The sequence below is a fragment of the Desulfurella sp. genome (genome assembly GCF_049977265.1).
Classification (GTDB): Bacteria; Campylobacterota_A; Desulfurellia; order Desulfurellales; family Desulfurellaceae; genus Desulfurella.
Genome location: NZ_JBMFGQ010000033.1, coordinates 1 through 17,701, shown reverse-complemented (window position 1 = coordinate 17,701; position 17,701 = coordinate 1). Strand labels below are relative to the sequence as shown.

General features: G+C 32.4%; 17 protein-coding genes. 11 read left to right on the top strand and 6 right to left on the bottom strand.

Annotated features, from left to right (window positions below; translation table 11 throughout):
- The first annotated feature begins 467 nt into the window (after window positions 1-467).
- Window positions 468-995 (top strand): CDP-diacylglycerol--glycerol-3-phosphate 3-phosphatidyltransferase, encoded by a 528-nt coding sequence (gene pgsA, locus ACP5FO_RS06820; protein WP_428110301.1) that lies wholly within the window; start codon window positions 468-470, stop codon window positions 993-995.
- Between the two features lies 1 nt (window position 996).
- Here pgsA and ACP5FO_RS06815 read toward each other — a convergent pair whose 3' ends face one another.
- The 6 genes from ACP5FO_RS06815 to ACP5FO_RS06790 all read right to left on the bottom strand — a co-directional run bounded on the left by ACP5FO_RS06815 (window position 997) and on the right by ACP5FO_RS06790 (window position 6,639).
- Window positions 997-1,383 carry a dihydroxyacetone kinase phosphoryl donor subunit DhaM gene (locus ACP5FO_RS06815; RefSeq protein ID WP_428110299.1) on the bottom strand — a complete coding sequence of 129 codons (387 nt, stop codon included), beginning with the start codon at window positions 1,381-1,383 and terminating at the stop codon, window positions 997-999.
- 4 nt (window positions 1,384-1,387) lie between these two features.
- Window positions 1,388-2,011 carry a dihydroxyacetone kinase subunit DhaL gene (gene dhaL / locus ACP5FO_RS06810; protein ID WP_428110297.1) on the bottom strand — a complete coding sequence of 208 codons (624 nt, stop codon included), beginning with the start codon at window positions 2,009-2,011 and terminating at the stop codon, window positions 1,388-1,390.
- A complete protein-coding gene (gene dhaK, locus ACP5FO_RS06805) occupies window positions 2,012-3,013 on the bottom strand; it encodes a dihydroxyacetone kinase subunit DhaK (protein ID WP_428110293.1) in 1,002 nt (333 codons plus the stop codon).
- Between the two features lie 24 nt (window positions 3,014-3,037).
- Complete coding sequence (gene ptsP / locus ACP5FO_RS06800) at window positions 3,038-4,693, bottom strand: phosphoenolpyruvate--protein phosphotransferase (protein WP_428110289.1); 1,656 nt, start codon at window positions 4,691-4,693, stop codon at window positions 3,038-3,040.
- The gene (locus ACP5FO_RS06795; protein ID WP_428110284.1) at window positions 4,690-4,959 is read right to left on the bottom strand and encodes an HPr family phosphocarrier protein; all 270 of its coding nucleotides are present in this window, start codon (window positions 4,957-4,959) and stop codon (window positions 4,690-4,692) included. The genes ptsP and ACP5FO_RS06795 overlap by 4 nt, the downstream gene beginning before the upstream one ends.
- Before the next feature lie 156 nt (window positions 4,960-5,115).
- The gene (locus ACP5FO_RS06790) at window positions 5,116-6,639 is read right to left on the bottom strand and encodes a hypothetical protein (RefSeq protein ID WP_428157237.1); all 1,524 of its coding nucleotides are present in this window, start codon (window positions 6,637-6,639) and stop codon (window positions 5,116-5,118) included.
- Between the two features lie 189 nt (window positions 6,640-6,828).
- Here ACP5FO_RS06790 and ACP5FO_RS06785 point away from each other — a divergent pair, with 189 nt between their 5' ends.
- The 10 genes from ACP5FO_RS06785 to ACP5FO_RS06740 all read left to right on the top strand — a co-directional run bounded on the left by ACP5FO_RS06785 (window position 6,829) and on the right by ACP5FO_RS06740 (window position 17,621).
- The gene (locus ACP5FO_RS06785; RefSeq protein WP_428110277.1) at window positions 6,829-7,731 is read left to right on the top strand and encodes an MIP/aquaporin family protein; all 903 of its coding nucleotides are present in this window, start codon (window positions 6,829-6,831) and stop codon (window positions 7,729-7,731) included.
- A gap of 23 nt (window positions 7,732-7,754) precedes the next feature.
- A complete protein-coding gene (glpK, locus tag ACP5FO_RS06780; RefSeq protein WP_428110273.1) occupies window positions 7,755-9,248 on the top strand; it encodes a glycerol kinase GlpK in 1,494 nt (497 codons plus the stop codon).
- Window positions 9,249-9,262: 14 nt separating this feature from the next.
- Window positions 9,263-10,873: a glycerol-3-phosphate dehydrogenase/oxidase gene (locus ACP5FO_RS06775; protein ID WP_428110269.1), complete on the top strand. Its 1,611-nt coding sequence runs from the start codon at window positions 9,263-9,265 to the stop codon at window positions 10,871-10,873.
- A gap of 65 nt (window positions 10,874-10,938) precedes the next feature.
- Entirely contained in the window at window positions 10,939-11,466 is a 528-nt protein-coding gene (locus tag ACP5FO_RS06770; RefSeq protein WP_428110266.1) for a type 1 glutamine amidotransferase domain-containing protein, read from the top strand.
- Between the two features lie 21 nt (window positions 11,467-11,487).
- Complete coding sequence (locus tag ACP5FO_RS06765; protein WP_428110262.1) at window positions 11,488-11,898, top strand: (Fe-S)-binding protein; 411 nt, start codon at window positions 11,488-11,490, stop codon at window positions 11,896-11,898.
- Window positions 11,899-11,900: 2 nt separating this feature from the next.
- Entirely contained in the window at window positions 11,901-13,664 is a 1,764-nt protein-coding gene (locus tag ACP5FO_RS06760; protein ID WP_428110260.1) for an aldehyde ferredoxin oxidoreductase N-terminal domain-containing protein, read from the top strand.
- A 29-nt stretch (window positions 13,665-13,693) separates the two neighbouring features.
- Entirely contained in the window at window positions 13,694-15,094 is a 1,401-nt protein-coding gene (gene pyk / locus ACP5FO_RS06755; RefSeq protein ID WP_428110255.1) for a pyruvate kinase, read from the top strand.
- 20 nt (window positions 15,095-15,114) lie between these two features.
- A complete protein-coding gene (plsY, locus tag ACP5FO_RS06750) occupies window positions 15,115-15,711 on the top strand; it encodes a glycerol-3-phosphate 1-O-acyltransferase PlsY (RefSeq protein WP_428110252.1) in 597 nt (198 codons plus the stop codon).
- Window positions 15,712-15,723: 12 nt separating this feature from the next.
- Complete coding sequence (locus tag ACP5FO_RS06745) at window positions 15,724-16,191, top strand: adenylyltransferase/cytidyltransferase family protein (protein ID WP_428157236.1); 468 nt, start codon at window positions 15,724-15,726, stop codon at window positions 16,189-16,191.
- A gap of 206 nt (window positions 16,192-16,397) precedes the next feature.
- Window positions 16,398-17,621: a histidine phosphatase family protein gene (locus ACP5FO_RS06740; protein WP_428110244.1), complete on the top strand. Its 1,224-nt coding sequence runs from the start codon at window positions 16,398-16,400 to the stop codon at window positions 17,619-17,621.
- Window positions 17,622-17,701: the final 80 nt, after the last annotated feature.

The window sequence follows — 17,701 nt, the reverse complement described above, 5'->3', positions numbered from 1 at the left end:
AAAATGTGCAAAAATGCTTGATAGCTCTGAGTAGCTAGTGTTGTAGTATAAACTATTTTAAATAAAAATAAAAAGTGTAAGGGGTTATTCAATATATTAAAGACAATGGTAGCAGCTTTATGATCTAAACTTTTACGAGGGTTTCGGAGTTTTTTAGACATAGATCAAAGATGTAAAATTTAGAAATAAATTTTACAGTTAGGTTTTTTGTATAAAAAAACCTGGCAAAAAGGTGTATATGTTTTATAATGGGTGTGCAAGATGCCCTTAGGACAAAGTATGATTATACGCTTTAGTTTGCAGCATGCTTTTTTAAGGTATCTAAAGCCATTTTTGGCTGTTTTAAACTTTAATTAATAAATGTAAATTATAGAAATTTTAAATTTTTTCAGAAGGTTCATAGTACGTATAATTGGAAAACACATAAAAATATTGACACTGCAAAAAAAATGGTTTAATCTTTAAGCATGAAACATTTGCCTAATTTACTTTCGATTGTAAGAACTATTCTTGTAGTACCTATAATACTTTTACTGGAATATCATTTAGTATATTGGGCATTGGTACTTTTTTTGTTTGGAGGCTTGAGCGATTATCTGGATGGCCTTCTGGCACGCAGGTATAATATAGTTTCAAGTACAGGAAAACTGTTGGATCCTTTAGCGGATAAGATTTTTATTATGGGTATTTTAATTTACATGATAAAAACACTAGATATTTCTTTTTGGTTGGTGTTTATAATTTTGTTTAGAGAGCTTATTATTACGGGTTTGCGTGCAGAAATGGCATCAAAAAATTATATTCTTCCGGCTGGAAGGATAGGCAAATGGAAAACGTTTACGCAATTTTTTTCTATCGTTTTCTTGATTTTTAGCTATATTAACAAATCTTTTTATCAGTTTGGTATTATTATATTATATTTGGCAGTTATTCTCACATTGGTCTCTGGTGCTCAATATTTCGTTATCTATTTTAAAAATCAAATAAAAAATTAACTTATTTGCTTTTTTCCATAAAGCAAGCCTTTTTCGACTCCTCTAAGATTTCTTCTACATTGTTTGTCAATGTTGTTTCTACACTTGCAGCTATAGCACCCTCTACCAGTGGTGCGTCAGCTATATAAACCTTATCTGGTTTTATTGACATTTCTTTAATGCTTTTGCTTGCCAAGACCGTACTGCCAATATCTGAATATATAATTACCGCATCGCTAACAGCAAGCATTTTATTTAAAGTTTCTAAAGCTAGCACGACATCGAGTCCCAATCTATCTTCAATACCACCAACATATTCAATATAAGTCTCTTGGGCCATTTGCTTACATGTATCAAATAGGCCTTTTGCTATTAAATTAGAATGAGATAATATTAATATTCCAATCATGCGCTTACTCCAAACTTTCAAATAATGCTTTAAAGAATAAGTAAGAAGATGTTGCTCCCGGGTCCTGGTGATTTGCACTTCTTGGACCCAAATATGAGGCTCTACCTTTTCTTGCTATTAACGGAGTAGTATTTTTCATTGATTTTTCAGCCAGTGAAATTATTTTGTTTTTCAAGTCAAAAATATCGGTATTTTTTTCGACTAACATATTAAATTCATTAACCACAGGTTCCCATACATCTACCATTGTTTTATCACCAAGTTCTGCTTTTCCTAAAGATTTAATTCCATTTAATGCATTTTGCAAGGCACTTGATAAATTTTTTAGCTCTATATCTGTCATACTTAAAGAAACAGCCATTCTCATAAATATAGTTCCATATAAAGGCCCAGATGCCCCGCCAACAGAGGACATCAAAGCCATAGAAATTGACTTTAATAAATCAGAAACACTTTTAAAATTAGAATTTTCAATCTTTTCGAGAGCTACTTTGCACCCTTTTGACATATTTATTCCATGATCCGCATCTCCTATCGCAGAGTCCAGTTCTGTCAAGTAATCTTTATTTTCTTGAATATATTCATTAAATTTACTAAAGAAGTTAATAAAGAAATGTATATCAAACATTTAGATACCCCACCTTAACCCTGCTGTGTGTACTTTGGCGTCTAAGTAATGTTTCAACTCGCTGTCTAATTTAAGTAAAGTAATTGATAAACCTTGCATTTCAAGAGAAGTTATATAATTGCCAACTAAATATTTATATAAGACCAACTGCCTGCTGGTTAATATTTCATTAACTTTTCTTGCCGCAACATATAATTCCATAAGCGGTGTTCCGCCCATGCCATTAATTAGCAATGCTACTTCATCATTAGGCTTCATAGATATATTTTTGAATATTGCCTCCATCATCATATCTACTATTTTGTCAGCTGGTTTTAATTTTAGTCTTTCCCTCCCGGGCTCGCCATGTATGCCAATACCGAACTCAAATTCGTCATCGCTTAGTGTAAAAGTAGGCTTTCCTGCTGCTGGAACCGTACAAGAAGTAAAAGCTATTCCTATTGATTTAACATTCTCTACTGCTTTTTCACCTATCTCCTTTAGCATGGAAAGTGGTTTTTTTTCTTCAGCGGCAGCTCCTACTATTTTTTCTACAAATACAGTTCCACCTACGCCGCGTCTACCTGCAGTGTAGGTGGAATTTTCTACAGCGACATCATCGTTAACCAATACACTTTCAACTGCTAAACCTTCAGCCCTTAGCATATCTTTTGCCATATCGAAATTCATTACGTCGCCTGTATAGTTTTTTACTATAAATAAAATTCCCGCATCACCATTTACTCTTTTTGCTGCCTCATACATTTGATCTGGTGTAGGTGAAGTAAAGACATCACCAGGGCAAGCCGCATCCAGCATTCCAAGTCCTACGTATCCACCGTGAAGCGGCTCATGTCCAGATCCGCCGCCAGATATTACCGCAACTTTTCCTTTATTTGGGGCGTCTTTTCTGTAAATGAAGTTAGGTGCAAAATTTACTAACACTAAATCTTTGTTGACGCTTGCAATGCCTTCCAGCATTTCTTTCACTGCATTTTCTGGTTTGTTGATTAATTTTTTCATTTTATATCCTCCTTAAATAAAATTTCATTCTTTAGCCCACTCTAAAAAGTTTTTATATAATTCTTGCAATAAATGCAACTTTGAATCATCCCATGGCAATAAATTTAGTTTACAACTTTGTAAATAATCATTGTACATTTTAATTAACATTACTTTCGATGATTCCATACTGAATTCATCCAATCCTATTTCCAAAAGCAAAGGATAGTATAAAAGTTCTCCTGCCATAGCTCCGCACATTCCTGCCCACTTACTATCTAAATGACAAGCATTAATTACGTTTTGGATGAGTTTTATTATACTATTGTTATACGGCTGATAAAGATAATCAACTTCATTATTGGTTCTATCCATAGCCATTGTGTATTGAATGAGATCATTTGTACCAATTGACATAAAATCAACCAATTTTATTAGTTTATCTGCATTAAGTGCTGCCGAGGGAACTTCTATCATAATACCTATTTGAGGTATTCTGTATGGCTCATTTTGCTTATCCATTTCATAAGCTAAGTCATTTATAATGTTTTTTGCTTGATTTATTTCTTCTTCAATGCTGACCATTGGAAACATAATACAAATGTTTTTTTGATCATAAGCGGCTTTAAGTATTGCTTTTAGCTGAGTTTTAAAAAGTTCTTTGTACTTTAGTGATAACCTAAGTCCTCTTATGCCTAAAAATGGGTTTAGCTCGTTTTTTAAGTCAAGGTAGTTTAACTTTTTATCTCCGCCTATATCCATAGTCCTAATAATTACATTTTCTGTAAAAAGGCTCGCTGCCTCTTTGTATATTTTGTATTGCTGTTCTTGTGTCAATGGTTTATCTTTTTCTAAAAACATAAACTCTGTTCTAAAAAGTCCAACACTTTTAACACCTATCTGGCTAGCTACGTATGCATCTTCTAAATTGCCAATATTAGCGCCAATTTTAATTTCTTTGTTTTTAAATTTTGAGACTTTGCTTTTAAAATATTGTGCTTTATTGATAATCTTTTCTCTTTGAAGTTTCTCGACACTTAATTTATCCAAAAAATCTTGAGTTGGATTTATTATTAAGTAGCCGTTTAAATCTATTGCAGCAACTAGACCTTCTTTGAGTTGTTTTGTATCAATATTGTAAATAAAAGGTATATTATTATTTCTGCACCAAATAGCTAGATGTGAAATCTTGCTGCCACTATTTGTAACTATACCCTTAATTTTTTTTATATCTATATTTATTAAATCGATAACCGCAAGAGATTCGTTAAAGCAGATTACTGTATTTTCTTGATAAGCACCCACATCAGGATTTTGCAATACAATGCCTAACCTTTCAATATCACTAACACGCTCTTTCATATATTGATTTGTATTTGATAATTGATATGAAATCTCAGAAACTGTTTTACTAATAGTTTCCGATAAACTTAAATCTTGATTTATATACTTTTTTATTAATTCTTCAAAGTATGGGTCGTTTAAAATGGCTTCATATATTTCAAAAATTTGACTTGTATTTGTGTCAATATTTTTAAGCCAGTGTATTTTGTTAAGCAAGTTTTGTTTTAAGCTATAGAAAGTATCCAAAGCCTCTTTGTTTTTTTGATTGTATGTTTTATTGTATTCAATTTTAATTAATTTTCCTATGCCTATACCTTCTGAGGCTTTAGTGCCTTTTAGCACAATATTATTGCTCATTCTTCCCCAAACCTATTATTAACTAAATTTTCTATGACTTGCATAGCTTCTTTTGCGTCTGACCCATTAATGCTAACGGTGATTTTTGAACCTTTTTCAATACCTAAGCTGGTGATCGATATAAAGCTTTTTGCGTTGACTTCTTTGTTATTATAAATGATTTTAATATCGGAATTAAAATTACTAAGAGCTTTAACTAAATTTGCAGCAGGTCTTGCATGTAAACCAGTTTTATTTAGCAACTCAAATTCTCTTGAGATAATCATTATTTAAACCTCCTTAATTTATTACTTAATATAAAGCAAATCTAAATAAAAATCAATATGGTTTTATAACATTTTAAAAATTTATTTATTTTGCAATGTAATCTTATTTTAACAGTATAAAATATAGATTATAACATGTTATTATTAATAAATGCATCATTCTGAGTCTTTTAAATCAAATATCTTAAATAAATCTTTGTGTAATTTATTTTTTTCACTTAAAATGTTTTTGTTGTTTGATAAACTTATCATTTTCAGATTTTTTAATTCATTTAAGATTTGTTCGATTGTATATTCTTTAAGCAATTCGTGTGTTTTTAGAGTAGTTTCAAATGTTGAAAACAAAATTAATGAGATAAACTGTATAAAAAGTTCACCTTCAAAAATCTGTCTAGGCTTTACAAAAAGACTATATTTTCCAGTATCCATTATAGTCAAATTAAAAAAGCCTTCCACATTATGTTTTATTTTATGGATTAATAAAATTTCATCTTCACCTAAGTCCGTGTTATTGCTAATAAGTGATACCTTGGTGATGTTATTAAGTTTATGCGAAATCACCCATTTTTTCTTTTTTAAAATAGCTTTTTTATTTACAACTGATATTTCATAGTATTTTGAACTATTTTTTAACTTAGCATTCATGAACATTTTTACATCATTTGTGTCGTTAAAGGTTTTAAGTTTTATTAAAGATTCTAACTCACTTAATATTCTAATAAAATTATCAGCCTCACTTAATTTTTCTTTTTCATTAAAAAAAAGATAAAATTTAAGTTTGGTATTGTAAAAGTATAAAATTTTATCAGCGAAAAAGTAATTTATGCCATTATGATCACTTATTTTAGAATTATACTTAAGTGCTCTCTTAAGTAAGCCACTTTCCAGGTTAACATTTTCGCTATAGGGTAGCATGAATTTTATATTAAAATAATTCAGTAAAACGATATCAGAAATATTAGAAAAATCTGAATCTAGAAAAAAGATTTTTGGCTGATTTGTAACATACTCTGATGTAAATTTTTTAATATCGTTAGCATCTATAAGTCTGTTTGGGTATATACAGTAAGATAAAGGTAAACTAGTATCTTTATTTAAAACTAACCCCATCCTGTAAGTAAACAATAAATCCTTATCAGTTTTGTAGAATTGTTTTTTATAGGTGCTTTTATCGAGGTAGCGTTTAATGTCAATATATAGACTTTTATCGGATTGTATTTGTTTTTCTTGCCATAATTTTAAAAAATTGCTACGTTGTGTTTGCGCGTCTGTTAAATCCTTAAATAAACTTATTATATCGTTAAAATTAATCAAATTACATTTAAAGGTAGTGTGAGTATGTTTAGTATAATCAAGATAATCATTAATATCTTTCCGCTCAATTGCAAAGAAAATGGCTAAACTTAAAATGATTTCTGCTTTATCGGGGAAAATCTTATTTAACAAATCATATAAGCCAATTTTTTTTGAAAGCTCCTCAAATAGATAGGTAGCACCAAAATAACTTGCTGAAACGGGATAAACACTTTTTTTTGGTGTTACGATCTCTCCACTATCCGTTAATTTGCCAATATATTTACGTTTTTGTTTTGTAGTTTTATTTTTTGCGTCCCAGTGACTGGTTACCTCATAAATATAAATATTTTTACCAATTTTTTGCTTTACAAAGAAATTTGACATGTTATTAATAATAACATAATATTATTGATTTGTCTACTATAAAAATAAGATTGTTAGGTTTTAATTTACAATAATTTAATTTAAATATTAAAATTTTTAAGTGAAAAAGTATTGACTTTGTTATTTTTTTATATTAAATTTAAGTTTAATTTTAATTAGTGAAACTTTTATTAAGAGGAGGTTTTATTTATGTCTCAGGCTGGTGTTAAATCTGGTTGGCGGGCCAAAAGTATCTGGGCTGAAATGCTTGCGGAGTTTTTGGGCACATTTGTCTTATTAGCTTTTGGGGCAGGAGTTGTTGCTGTTGCAGTTGTAGGTTTGACCGAATCTGGTAGGACACTTGTGATTTTTCAGGGTGCTGGTGGTTGGTTATTGATAACATGGGGTTGGGCTATGGCTGTAGTATTTGGAGTGTATGTTGCAGGTGGTGTTACAGGCGCTCATTTAAATCCTGCAGTAACGTTATCATTTGCGGTAAAAGGTGATTTCCCATGGAAAAAGGTTATACCGTATTGGATAGCAGAAACAGCAGGTGCTTTTGCTGGTGCTGCTTTAGTTTATTTAAACTATTATAAAGCTATAGATGCATGGAATGCAGCCCATAAAGTAACATCCTATGCATCTGCGGGTGGAGCTACAACATTTAGTATTTTTGCAACATTTCCTGCACAATATTTTGGTTCAAATATGGTGGGCCCTTTAATTGACCAAATTATTGGCACATTTTTTTTGCTACTGTTTGTTTTGGCTGTAATTGATGCAAGAAATTTAGCTGTAAGAGCCAATCTTGGGCCATTTATAATTGGAATGGCGGTTGCTGCAATAGGTATGTCTTATGGTGTAAATGCTGGTTATGCAATTAATCCAGCTCGTGATTTTGGGCCAAGATTATTTTGCTGGCTTGCTGGGTGGGGAACAAATGCATTTCCTGGACCACATGGGTATTTTTGGGTTCCTATAGTAGGACCATTAATTGGCGGACCACTGGCAGTGTTTGTATATAAGTGGTTTATCGGTGATACACTTGAAGCAAGACAGCCGGTCTTAGATAAATCAAAATTAGACGATAAATTAGAAAATTTTGAAAATTGAATTTTAAAAAAAGGAGGAGTCAAATGGATAAAAAATACATAATGGCCCTTGATCAAGGCACAACTTCAAGCAGGACAATAATTTTTACAGTATATGGTAATATTGTATCTGTTGATCAAAAAGAATTTACTCAATATTTTCCTAGACCTGGATGGGTAGAGCACGAAGCAGAGGAAATTTTTGAATCCCAATTGGAAACAGCAAAAAATGCCATTAAAAAGGCAAACATAAACCCAGAAGAAATTATTGCCATAGGCATTACAAACCAGAGAGAAACTACCATAGTATGGGATAGATTGACGGGTAAACCTGTACATAGAGCAATTGTTTGGCAAGATAGAAGGACAGCCGGTATATGTGATGTTTTAAAATCAAAAAGTTATGAGCCAATTGTTAGGCAAAAAACAGGTTTGGTTTTAGATCCATATTTTTCTGGAACTAAACTCACATGGTTATTCGAAAATATTGATGGCTTAAAAGAAAAAGCTCAAAAAGGAGATTTGGCTTTTGGCACCGTAGATAGCTGGCTTATATATAAGTTGACCGGAGGAAAATCTCACGTAACAGATGTATCAAATGCAAGCAGAACTTTATTATTTGATATTAATACTTTATCTTGGGATGATGAACTCTGCAATATGCTTGAAGTACCCAAAAGTGTATTGCCTAATGTAAAACCTTCTGCCTCTAGTTTTGGAGAAACTGACCCTTCTTTCTTTGGAGTTTCTATACCTATAACAGGCGTAGCAGGAGATCAGCAAGCAGCTCTTTTTGGACAGGCTTGCTTTAAAGCAGGTATGGCAAAAAATACTTATGGCACAGGTGCGTTCGTGGTGTTAAATACCGGAGAGAAACCTATCATAGGTGATGGTGTGCTTACAACGCTTGCCTGGAAAATAAAAAATGAAAAGCCAAACTACGCTCTTGAGGGTTCTATATTTGTAGCAGGAGCAGCTGTCCAATGGTTAAGAGATGGACTGAAACTTATTGATGATTCACCTGATATTGAAAATCTTGCAAAAAAAGCAACAGATAACGGTGGGGTGTATTTTGTACCAGCATTAGTAGGCTTAGGTGCACCATTTTGGGATCCGTATGCTAGAGGTTTAATTATAGGCATTACAAGAGGTACAACAAAAGCTCACTTAGCTCGTGCTACACTTGAATCGATGGCCTATAGCACAAAAGATGCGATTGAGGCTATGGTTAGAGCGACGGGCATACCATTAACAGAGTTGAGGGTTGATGGTGGGGCAAGTATTAATAATATTTTAATGCAATTTCAATCCGACATTTTAAATGTACCTGTTTTAAGACCGAGGGTAAGCGAAACTACAGCGCTTGGTGCTGCCTACCTTGCAGGTATTGGCGCTGATGCCATTGATGTCGATACCATTGAGAAAAGGTGGGAATTAGATGCCCAGTACCAACCACAAATGAAAAAAGGTGAGCGTGAAAGACTTTACGCGCAGTGGCAAAAAGCTATCGAAAGGTCGAAAAACTGGATTGATGCATAAGAAAGGAGTTATCAATGCAACGAAACAGTCAAATTGAGCGTTTAAAAAACGAATGTTTTGATATCTTGATAATAGGTGGAGGAGCATCGGGTGCGGGTATCGCGCTCGATGCTGCAACTAGAGGTTTAAAAGTTGCTCTGATAGAAAAAAATGATTTTTCAAGCGAAACCTCATCAAGATCTACAAAATTGATACACGGTGGGGTAAGGTATTTAGAGGCTGCTTTTAAGCATTTAGATAGAACTCAATTTTCTTTCGTGTATGAAGCGCTTCACGAAAGAGGAATCATGATGAACCAAGCACCGTATTTGTCATCTGTTTTGCCTATATTAATACCTGTATACTCAGAATTTGAAAAACTTTATTATCTAAGTGGTTTAAAAATTTATGAATGGATGGCTGGTAAAAGAAAGTTGCTACCAACGACTTTAATGAGTAAATCTGATGTGATCAAATACTTCCCTTTAATTAAAGAAAAAAATTTAAAAGGTGGCATTAGTTATTGCGATGGTACATTTGATGATGCAAGAATGAACTTAATTGTAATTTTGAGTGCTATACAAAGTGGTGCTGTTGCGGCAAATTATGTAGAAGCAAAAGAATTTGTAAAGAAAAACGGCAAAATTATTGGTGCTAGAGTAAAAGATTTATTAAGTGGTCAAGAGTGGTTTATAAGTTCTGATATTGTAGTAAGTGCAGCTGGTCCTTTTACGGATGATGTAATAAAGATGGATAATCCTTCACACGAAAACATGATAGAGCCTTCTTTGGGCACACATATAACTATTGATCCAATTTACACACCTGCACATATGGGTTTGCTTATACCAAAAACTGAAGATGATAGGCTTTTGTTTGTTTTACCTTGGCAAAACCATGTTATACTAGGTACAACAGATGTAGAAACAAAGCCACGAGCTCATCCAAAAGTGCCTAACAAAGATGTGGATTATTTATTAAAACAAATGACTTCTTACTATAGGCAAGTTCCCAATATATCGGATGTTAAATCAAAGTGGGCAGGTATAAGACCACTCGCAAAAGAAGGAGTGTTTGGAACAACAGCTAGCATATCAAGGGAACACGTTATTAAATTTATGCCATCTGGACTTGTAGTAATTGCCGGAGGTAAATGGACAAGTTATAGAAAAATGGCCCAAGACTTGGTAGATGATATTATTAAAGTGTTTAATTTACAACCTAAATCTAAATGTATTACTAAAGAGATAAAACTTCTTGGTGCACAAAAATACACGCTAAATACTCAAGAAGAACTCAGAAATACCTACAATATTAGTAACAATTTAGCAAAACATTTGATAAGCACTTATGGTGATTTAGCTTTTGAAGTCATGAATATAGCAAAAAACGGATTCAGTGATAAAATTGTAGATGATTATCCATACATTGAGGCTGAAATTGTTTGGGCTGTAAAAAATGAAATGGCGCAAACAATTGTGGATATTTTATCGCGACGCATACGTTTAGCGTTCTTAAATCAATCAGTAGCCGCTAATGCAATAAGTCAAGTAGCTGAAACTTTAAAGAAACTGCCAGAATTTGATAATGTTGATATTGAAAACTTAAAAAATGAGGCTAAGTATAGATTTGAAAATGAAATATAAAATTAGTGTTTAAAAATGTATATTTTTGCAGAAAAGTAAAATAATTAACACCAAGGGGGACAATTATGAAAGTAGCACTTTTGTTAGAGAATTTTGTTGATGAAGTAGAATTTATCTACCCGTTGTTTAGATTTAAGGAAGATGGTTTTGACGTAGATGTCATTTCGTCAATTATTGCTGAATTTAAAAGCAAAAATGGTTTAATTTTAAAGTCAAATTATTCAATAGACTTGGTCGATCCAAAAGATTATGACTGCTTATTTGTGCCAGGTGGCTATGCCCCAGATAGGTTAAGGAGAAATCAGAAAATAATCAACTTTGTAAAGTATATGTACACAAACAATCAGATTGTTTGTGCTATTTGTCATGGGCCATGGTTGTTAATTTCTGCTGGTATTGTTAAGGATAAACAGTTAACATCTCATATGGCTATAAAAGATGACTTAGTTAATGCAGGTGCTATTTATACAGGAAATGATGTAGAGTGTGACAAAAATATTGTAACAGCTAAAGATATAGATGCATTGCCTCAAATGCTTAAGACCATAGTTGATTTGTTATATAAAAAATCAAGCACAAAAAATATACACTAATTGTTTCTTGGGAGGTAAATGATGCCTAAGCTTATGAAGGTAATAAATAGAGAGCAATGTATAGGGTGCTTTAGTTGTATGTTTGCTTGTGCGAGAACCTGGCAGCATGCATTAACACCCGAAAAAGCTGATTTAATAGTAAAACGCTATCCAGGCGTTGAAGGTGCATTTTCTGTTAGAATTTGTTATGGCTGTCTTGATCCAGATTGTGCAAAAGCTTGTCCGACAAAAGCGCTTACACCACGAGATGGTGGTGGTGTAGTATTTGAATCTTCAAAGTGCATTCATTGCAAGGATAAACCATGCGTTGAAGCATGCATACCAAATGCTCTGCCTTGGGATTTTGAAAACAAACAGCCACTTGTGTGCAGCCACTGCGGTATATGCGCTAAATTTTGTCCAAATGACGTATTGGTAGCCGTGGAGGTGTAGTTATGAATAATTTTTACATGCTTGATATAAATTTAAGTACAAATGAATCTAAAGTAGTTGATATAACTGATGTATTTAGAGAATATATAGGCGGAAGCGGTGCCGCGACAAAGTTATTTATTGATTCATGCAAAGACAATACTGACCCTTTATCGCAAAATTCTGTGGTTGTATTTGCTATTGGACCAACAAATAATCATTTTCCTGTTATAACAAAAACGATAGCAGTTTTTAAATCTCCATTGACTGGTGATTTTGGCGAGTCGCACGCTGGTGGTAATGTAGGTCTTGCCATGTATCAAGCTGGATTCCATGTATTGCGCATAATAGGCAAATCACAAGATTTCTCATATTTAGAAATTTACAATGAAAATGTAAAAATAATAAAAGCTGATTCTCTGCGGGGTATGTCCGCCACTGCATGTGAGCGTGTTCTGCTTGATAGATATAAGCATATAAATCAAAAAAGTATAATAAAAATAGGTCCAGCAGGTGAGAGACTTTCTCCTATAGCCTGCGTAAGTGTGGATTCTTCTAGACATTTTGGTCGATTAGGTCTTGGAGCAATTTTTGGGTCAAAAAATTTAAAAGCTATTGTTATTGCAGGTAATAAATATTGGAATGCTCCAAAGGGTAAATACAATGCAATATATAACAGTTTATACAAAGAAGTAACTCAATCTGAGTTAATGCATAAATACCACGATTTAGGAACAGCTGCAAACGTAATGCCACTTAATAAAATAAACGGTTTGCCTGTTAGGAACTACTCGCAAGGTTTTTTTGAAGGCGCAGATAAAATATCAGGCAAAGCTATGGCTGATAAACATTTAGCACAAAAAATTGCCTGTGCAGGTTGTCAGGTAGGATGTATCCATGTTGCGCAAGTAAGAGTAATGTTTGAAAAAGAACATCATATGTATAAAACAAAAAAAGTTACATATGATCACGAACCTATTTATGCTTTTGGTTCAAATTTGTCAATTGAAAACTCCGATGCATTGTTTTTATTGCTGCATGAAGTAGAACGACAAGGTTGGGATGTAATGAGCATGGGTGTTACACTTGCTTGGGCTAGTGAAGCTTTTCAAAAAGGCATTATTGATACTAGGCATACAATGGGAGAAATTTTAAATTTTGGGGATGGTGAAACCTATTTAAGGGTGCTGATAAATATTTCAAAAGGAGCAAATGAATTCTATAAAGATTTAGAAAAAGGGTCGTATTTTTGTTCAAAAAAGTACGGAGGAGAAGATTTTGCTATATTATTCAATAAAAATGAAGCAGCAGGTTATTTAACGGGAATCATGACATTTTTGGGATATGCTACCGATACAAGACATTCTCATTTAGGTAATGCTGGATACTCCATAGATCAAAAGCTAAAAAACAATGAAACACCCATAGAAGAGCGTATGGAGGAACTTTATAACGAAGGAATCTGGCGTATAATATTTACCTCAATTGCTGGGTGTTTGTTCGCAAGAGGCGTATATCACAAAGAGTCACTCATACCAGATATTTTAAGCGTTATTGGTTTTGATGGTTACGATGATGATAAACTATGGCAAATCGCAAGAAAAGTTCATGCTCTAAAGTGGAGGTTTAAGCTTACTAATGGTTTTGATTTTGAAGAATTAAAATTGCCAAAAAAGCTTTTAAGTGTTATAACTTCTAACGGAATTATAAAACAAGACGAGTTTAAAAAAGGTATTGAAATATTTAAAAATTATGTCAATGAAGATTTAAAAATTCTAAGTAGTTAAAAAATATAATTAGTAGAGAGGTGCTAAAGATGGATTTTCCATTAAACAAAACAAAAATTGTGTGTACTATAGGCCCTGCTTCTGCAAATATAGAGATTATATCAAAGATGATGCAAGAAGGCATGAATATTGCGCGCATTAATTTTGCACATGGTAGTTTTGAAGAGCATAAAGAAATAATTAATCGTTTAAGAAAAACTTCATCAGCTCTCAACAGGCGCATTGTAATACTTGGTGATTTGCCAGGACCAAAAATAAGAATAGGAGATATTGAGCCAATAGAGTTAAAAGAGGGTGATAGAGTTGTTCTGTCAAGTAATGCCAAAGAAAATCAAATTCCTGTAAATATAGAAGGCTTTTCTAACTACCTAAAAAAAGATACTATTATTTATCTGAATGACGGCTTTTTGCAACTCAAGGTGGAAGAAATTAAAGGCTTTGAAGTTTATTGTATTTGTTTGGTTGGAGGAAAGTTATCTTCTCATAAGGGAATTAATTTGCCAGGTATTGATTTACCACTAAAAGCAATTGGCGATTTTGAAAAACAATGTATTGATTTTGCAAAACAAATGGATGTTGATGCTATAAGTGTATCATTTGTACAAACGAAACAAGACATTCTTGACGCTAAAAGCTTTTGCGCGCAAATTAGTTATAATCCTTTTATAATAGCAAAAATCGAGCGTTCAAAAGCTATTGAAAATATTGATGAAATATTAAAAGAAGCAAATGGCATTATGGTTGCACGCGGTGATTTAGGCGTAGAAACACCCATAGAATCTATTGCAATCTTACAAAAACAGCTCATACAGAAAGCTAATATATTGGGAAAACCTGTAATAACAGCTACACAGATGCTCGAATCTATGGTAGATAATATAAGGCCTACTCGTGCAGAAGCTACTGACGTTGCCAATGCAATTCTCGATGGTACTGATTGTGTTATGTTATCTGAGGAATCGGCTGTTGGCAAATACCCTGACAAAGCTGTATCAATGCTTTCAAAGATAGCCCAAAATGTTGAGCATAAGCGCTATATATACCCGATATATGAGACTTTAGCCAGGGTACTATCTTCTAAGTCTATTTCTTTAGAAGATACTATGGCAATAAATGTATTTACAACAGTAAAAAATCTAAATCCTATTTTACTTGTTACGCCAACCACCAGTGGTGCTACAGCTAGGCGAATGAGTCGCTTTAAGTTACCTATATGGATAATTGGTATTACCCATAGTAGAAATGTTGCTCAGAATTTAGAATTTTCTTACGGTGTTTATCCTATTTATGAAGAAGAGCTGCCTCAAGATTATAAGCAATATGTAAAATCTATTTTTGGACAATCAGATTCTTTTTTTGTTTTAGTAAAAGGACCATCTAAGAAAAACCCAGAAGCAAACAATTCGTTGGAAATTGTGAGATTAAATTAATTAATGTGGGTTAAAAATGTATGAGCGTAATTGTTATAATTTTAATTAGCATTGTATCTTTTATTTTAGGGAGCATACCATCTGGTTATTTGATTGGTAAGATAAAAGGTGTAGATATAAGAAAAATTGGAAGTGGCAATATTGGCGCTTCAAACGCTTTTAGAGTTTTAGGTAAAAAAGAAGGCGCCATAACCTTATTGCTGGATATGTTAAAAGGTTTAGTGATAGTAGCTATCGTTTGGTTTATTTTTAAAAAATCTATTTATGCGGAAATATCTGCTGTGTTTGCGGTTTTAGGTCACGATTTTTCTTTATTTTTGAAATTTAAAGGTGGAAAAGGTGTGGCTACTACCTATGGTGTATGCCTTTTATTTTCCCCATACGCTTTTATAGGTATTGCTCTATGGCTTATTATTCTAAAAATTACCAGGTATGCCTCTCTGGCATCTTTGTTGTCTTTTGGCATTGCTTTAACTATAATACTTTTTGTTAATACCAACACAAACGTGAAGTTTTTATTTATAACGCTATTTTTGTTAATGCTTGCAAGGCACTATTCAAATATTGTAAGGCTTTTGCAGGGTAAGGAGCATAAAATAAATGAGAAAAAACAATAAAAGAGGCTAAGAATGGCAAAACGTAAAAAAACGGTAATTACCTATGGAACTTTTGATTTATTTCATATTGGTCACTTGAATCTATTTAAGAGATTAAAAGAACTTGGTAATTATTTAATTGTGGCCGTATCTACAGATGAGTTCAATCAACTCAAAGGCAAAAAAGCAATTATACCATTTGAACAGCGCATAGAAATAGTAAGAAGCATAAGGCATGTGGATATGGCTATACCTGAAGTTAATTGGGAGCAAAAACTTTATGATGTAAAAAAGTACTCTGTGGATATATTCGCTATAGGGGAAGATTGGAAGGGAAAATTTGAATTTTTGAGAGAATATTGTGAAGTTGTATATTTGCCACGCACAAAAGGTATTTCAAGCACAGATATTCGAAAATTGCTTGCAGATTTTAATATATCAAAAGATGAGTTAATAAAAGCATTCGAAATTATTGATCAATTGAAAAAAAATTTAGAGTAAAAGTTCAAAAATGAAAAAAAATTCGAAAAATTTTATTTTAAATATTGATGATATTTTTAAAAAGTTTAATATAGGTGAATTTTATGCAAATGGTTGTCTTGCTAATTGAAAAATAAAAAATGGAAGGTTTATTGATTAATCTATTGTGGTATCTAAGATTATAAGAAAAATATAATTAGGAAATAACCTTATTTTATAAAAACAGTATGGATAATTTTTTGTATGTTATTATGGTTGGACTTCCAGCAAGAGGAAAGAGCACGCTTGCCTGGAAGCTATATGAAAGTTTAAAGCGCGACGGTGTTAAGGTAAAAATTTTCAACAATGGTTATTTAAGGAGAAAGTTAAATAAAGAAAACACCAGCTATCCAGAATTTTTTAATCCAGCAAACAAGCAGAGCGCTGCCTTAAGGGAAAGATATGCCCTACTTAATCTGCAACGCGCAAAAAAGTTTATTCAGCAACATTTTATGAAAAATAGAGTAGCTATATTGGATGCTACAAATGTGAGTTTAGAGCGAAGAAAAAGGATAATGTCGTTTTTGGGCTATGAAAATTTGCTTTTTATAGAATGCATAAATAATGACCAAGAAATCATAGAAGAAAATATCAGGCTTAAAGCTCGTATCCCAGAATTTTCTCATTTAAGCCAAGAGCAATCAATTTATAGTTTAAAAAAAAGAATAAATTACTACGAAACCATATATACTCCTTTGGAAAATGAACGGAACTTTATTAAGGTGGATACTTTTAATTATAAGATATTAAACTATAAGGTCGATAATGGCTTACCTTTTAGCGAGAGAATACGTGATTTTTTAGTAACGCCATTTATCAATAATTTGTATCTTTTAAGGCATACACAATCTTTTTTCAATCTAGAGGATAGATTAGGCGGAGATGCTCAATTAACATCAAAAGGCATACAAGATGCCCATAGAATTGCACAATACTTTGCTAAAAAAAGATTACCGCTTATTTTTACTTCAACTTTAAAAAGAACAGTTCAAATGGCCAAAATTATTCAACAATACCAAAATAATTGCAGCATTATATCATTTGATGATTTCAATGAAATTAACGCAGGTATAGTAGAGGGTATGAGTTATGAAGAAATTAGCAAAAAAATGCCAGAGATTGACCAAGCAAGAAAACACAATAAATACTACTATGTTTACCCTAATGGAGAAGGGTATGTGTCCATGGAAAATCGCATAGAAAGAGGCATAAAAAAAGTTATTTATTTAAGCAAACATATAGATAATATTTTGATAATAGGTCATCGCGCTGTAAATAGAATGATTCTTTCGTATTTTGTATACAAAAGACAAGAGGATATTCCCTATATTTATATACCAATAGATGGTTATTATCATATAAAAATAAATCAAAACAAAAAATTATTTGAGTTAAAAAAATTTAAGTTTTAGTATTAATATTTCTGATAAAATTTCTTTTATACAATAAGTGATTTTTTAACATAGAGTCATATATTTACCCATCTTAACCC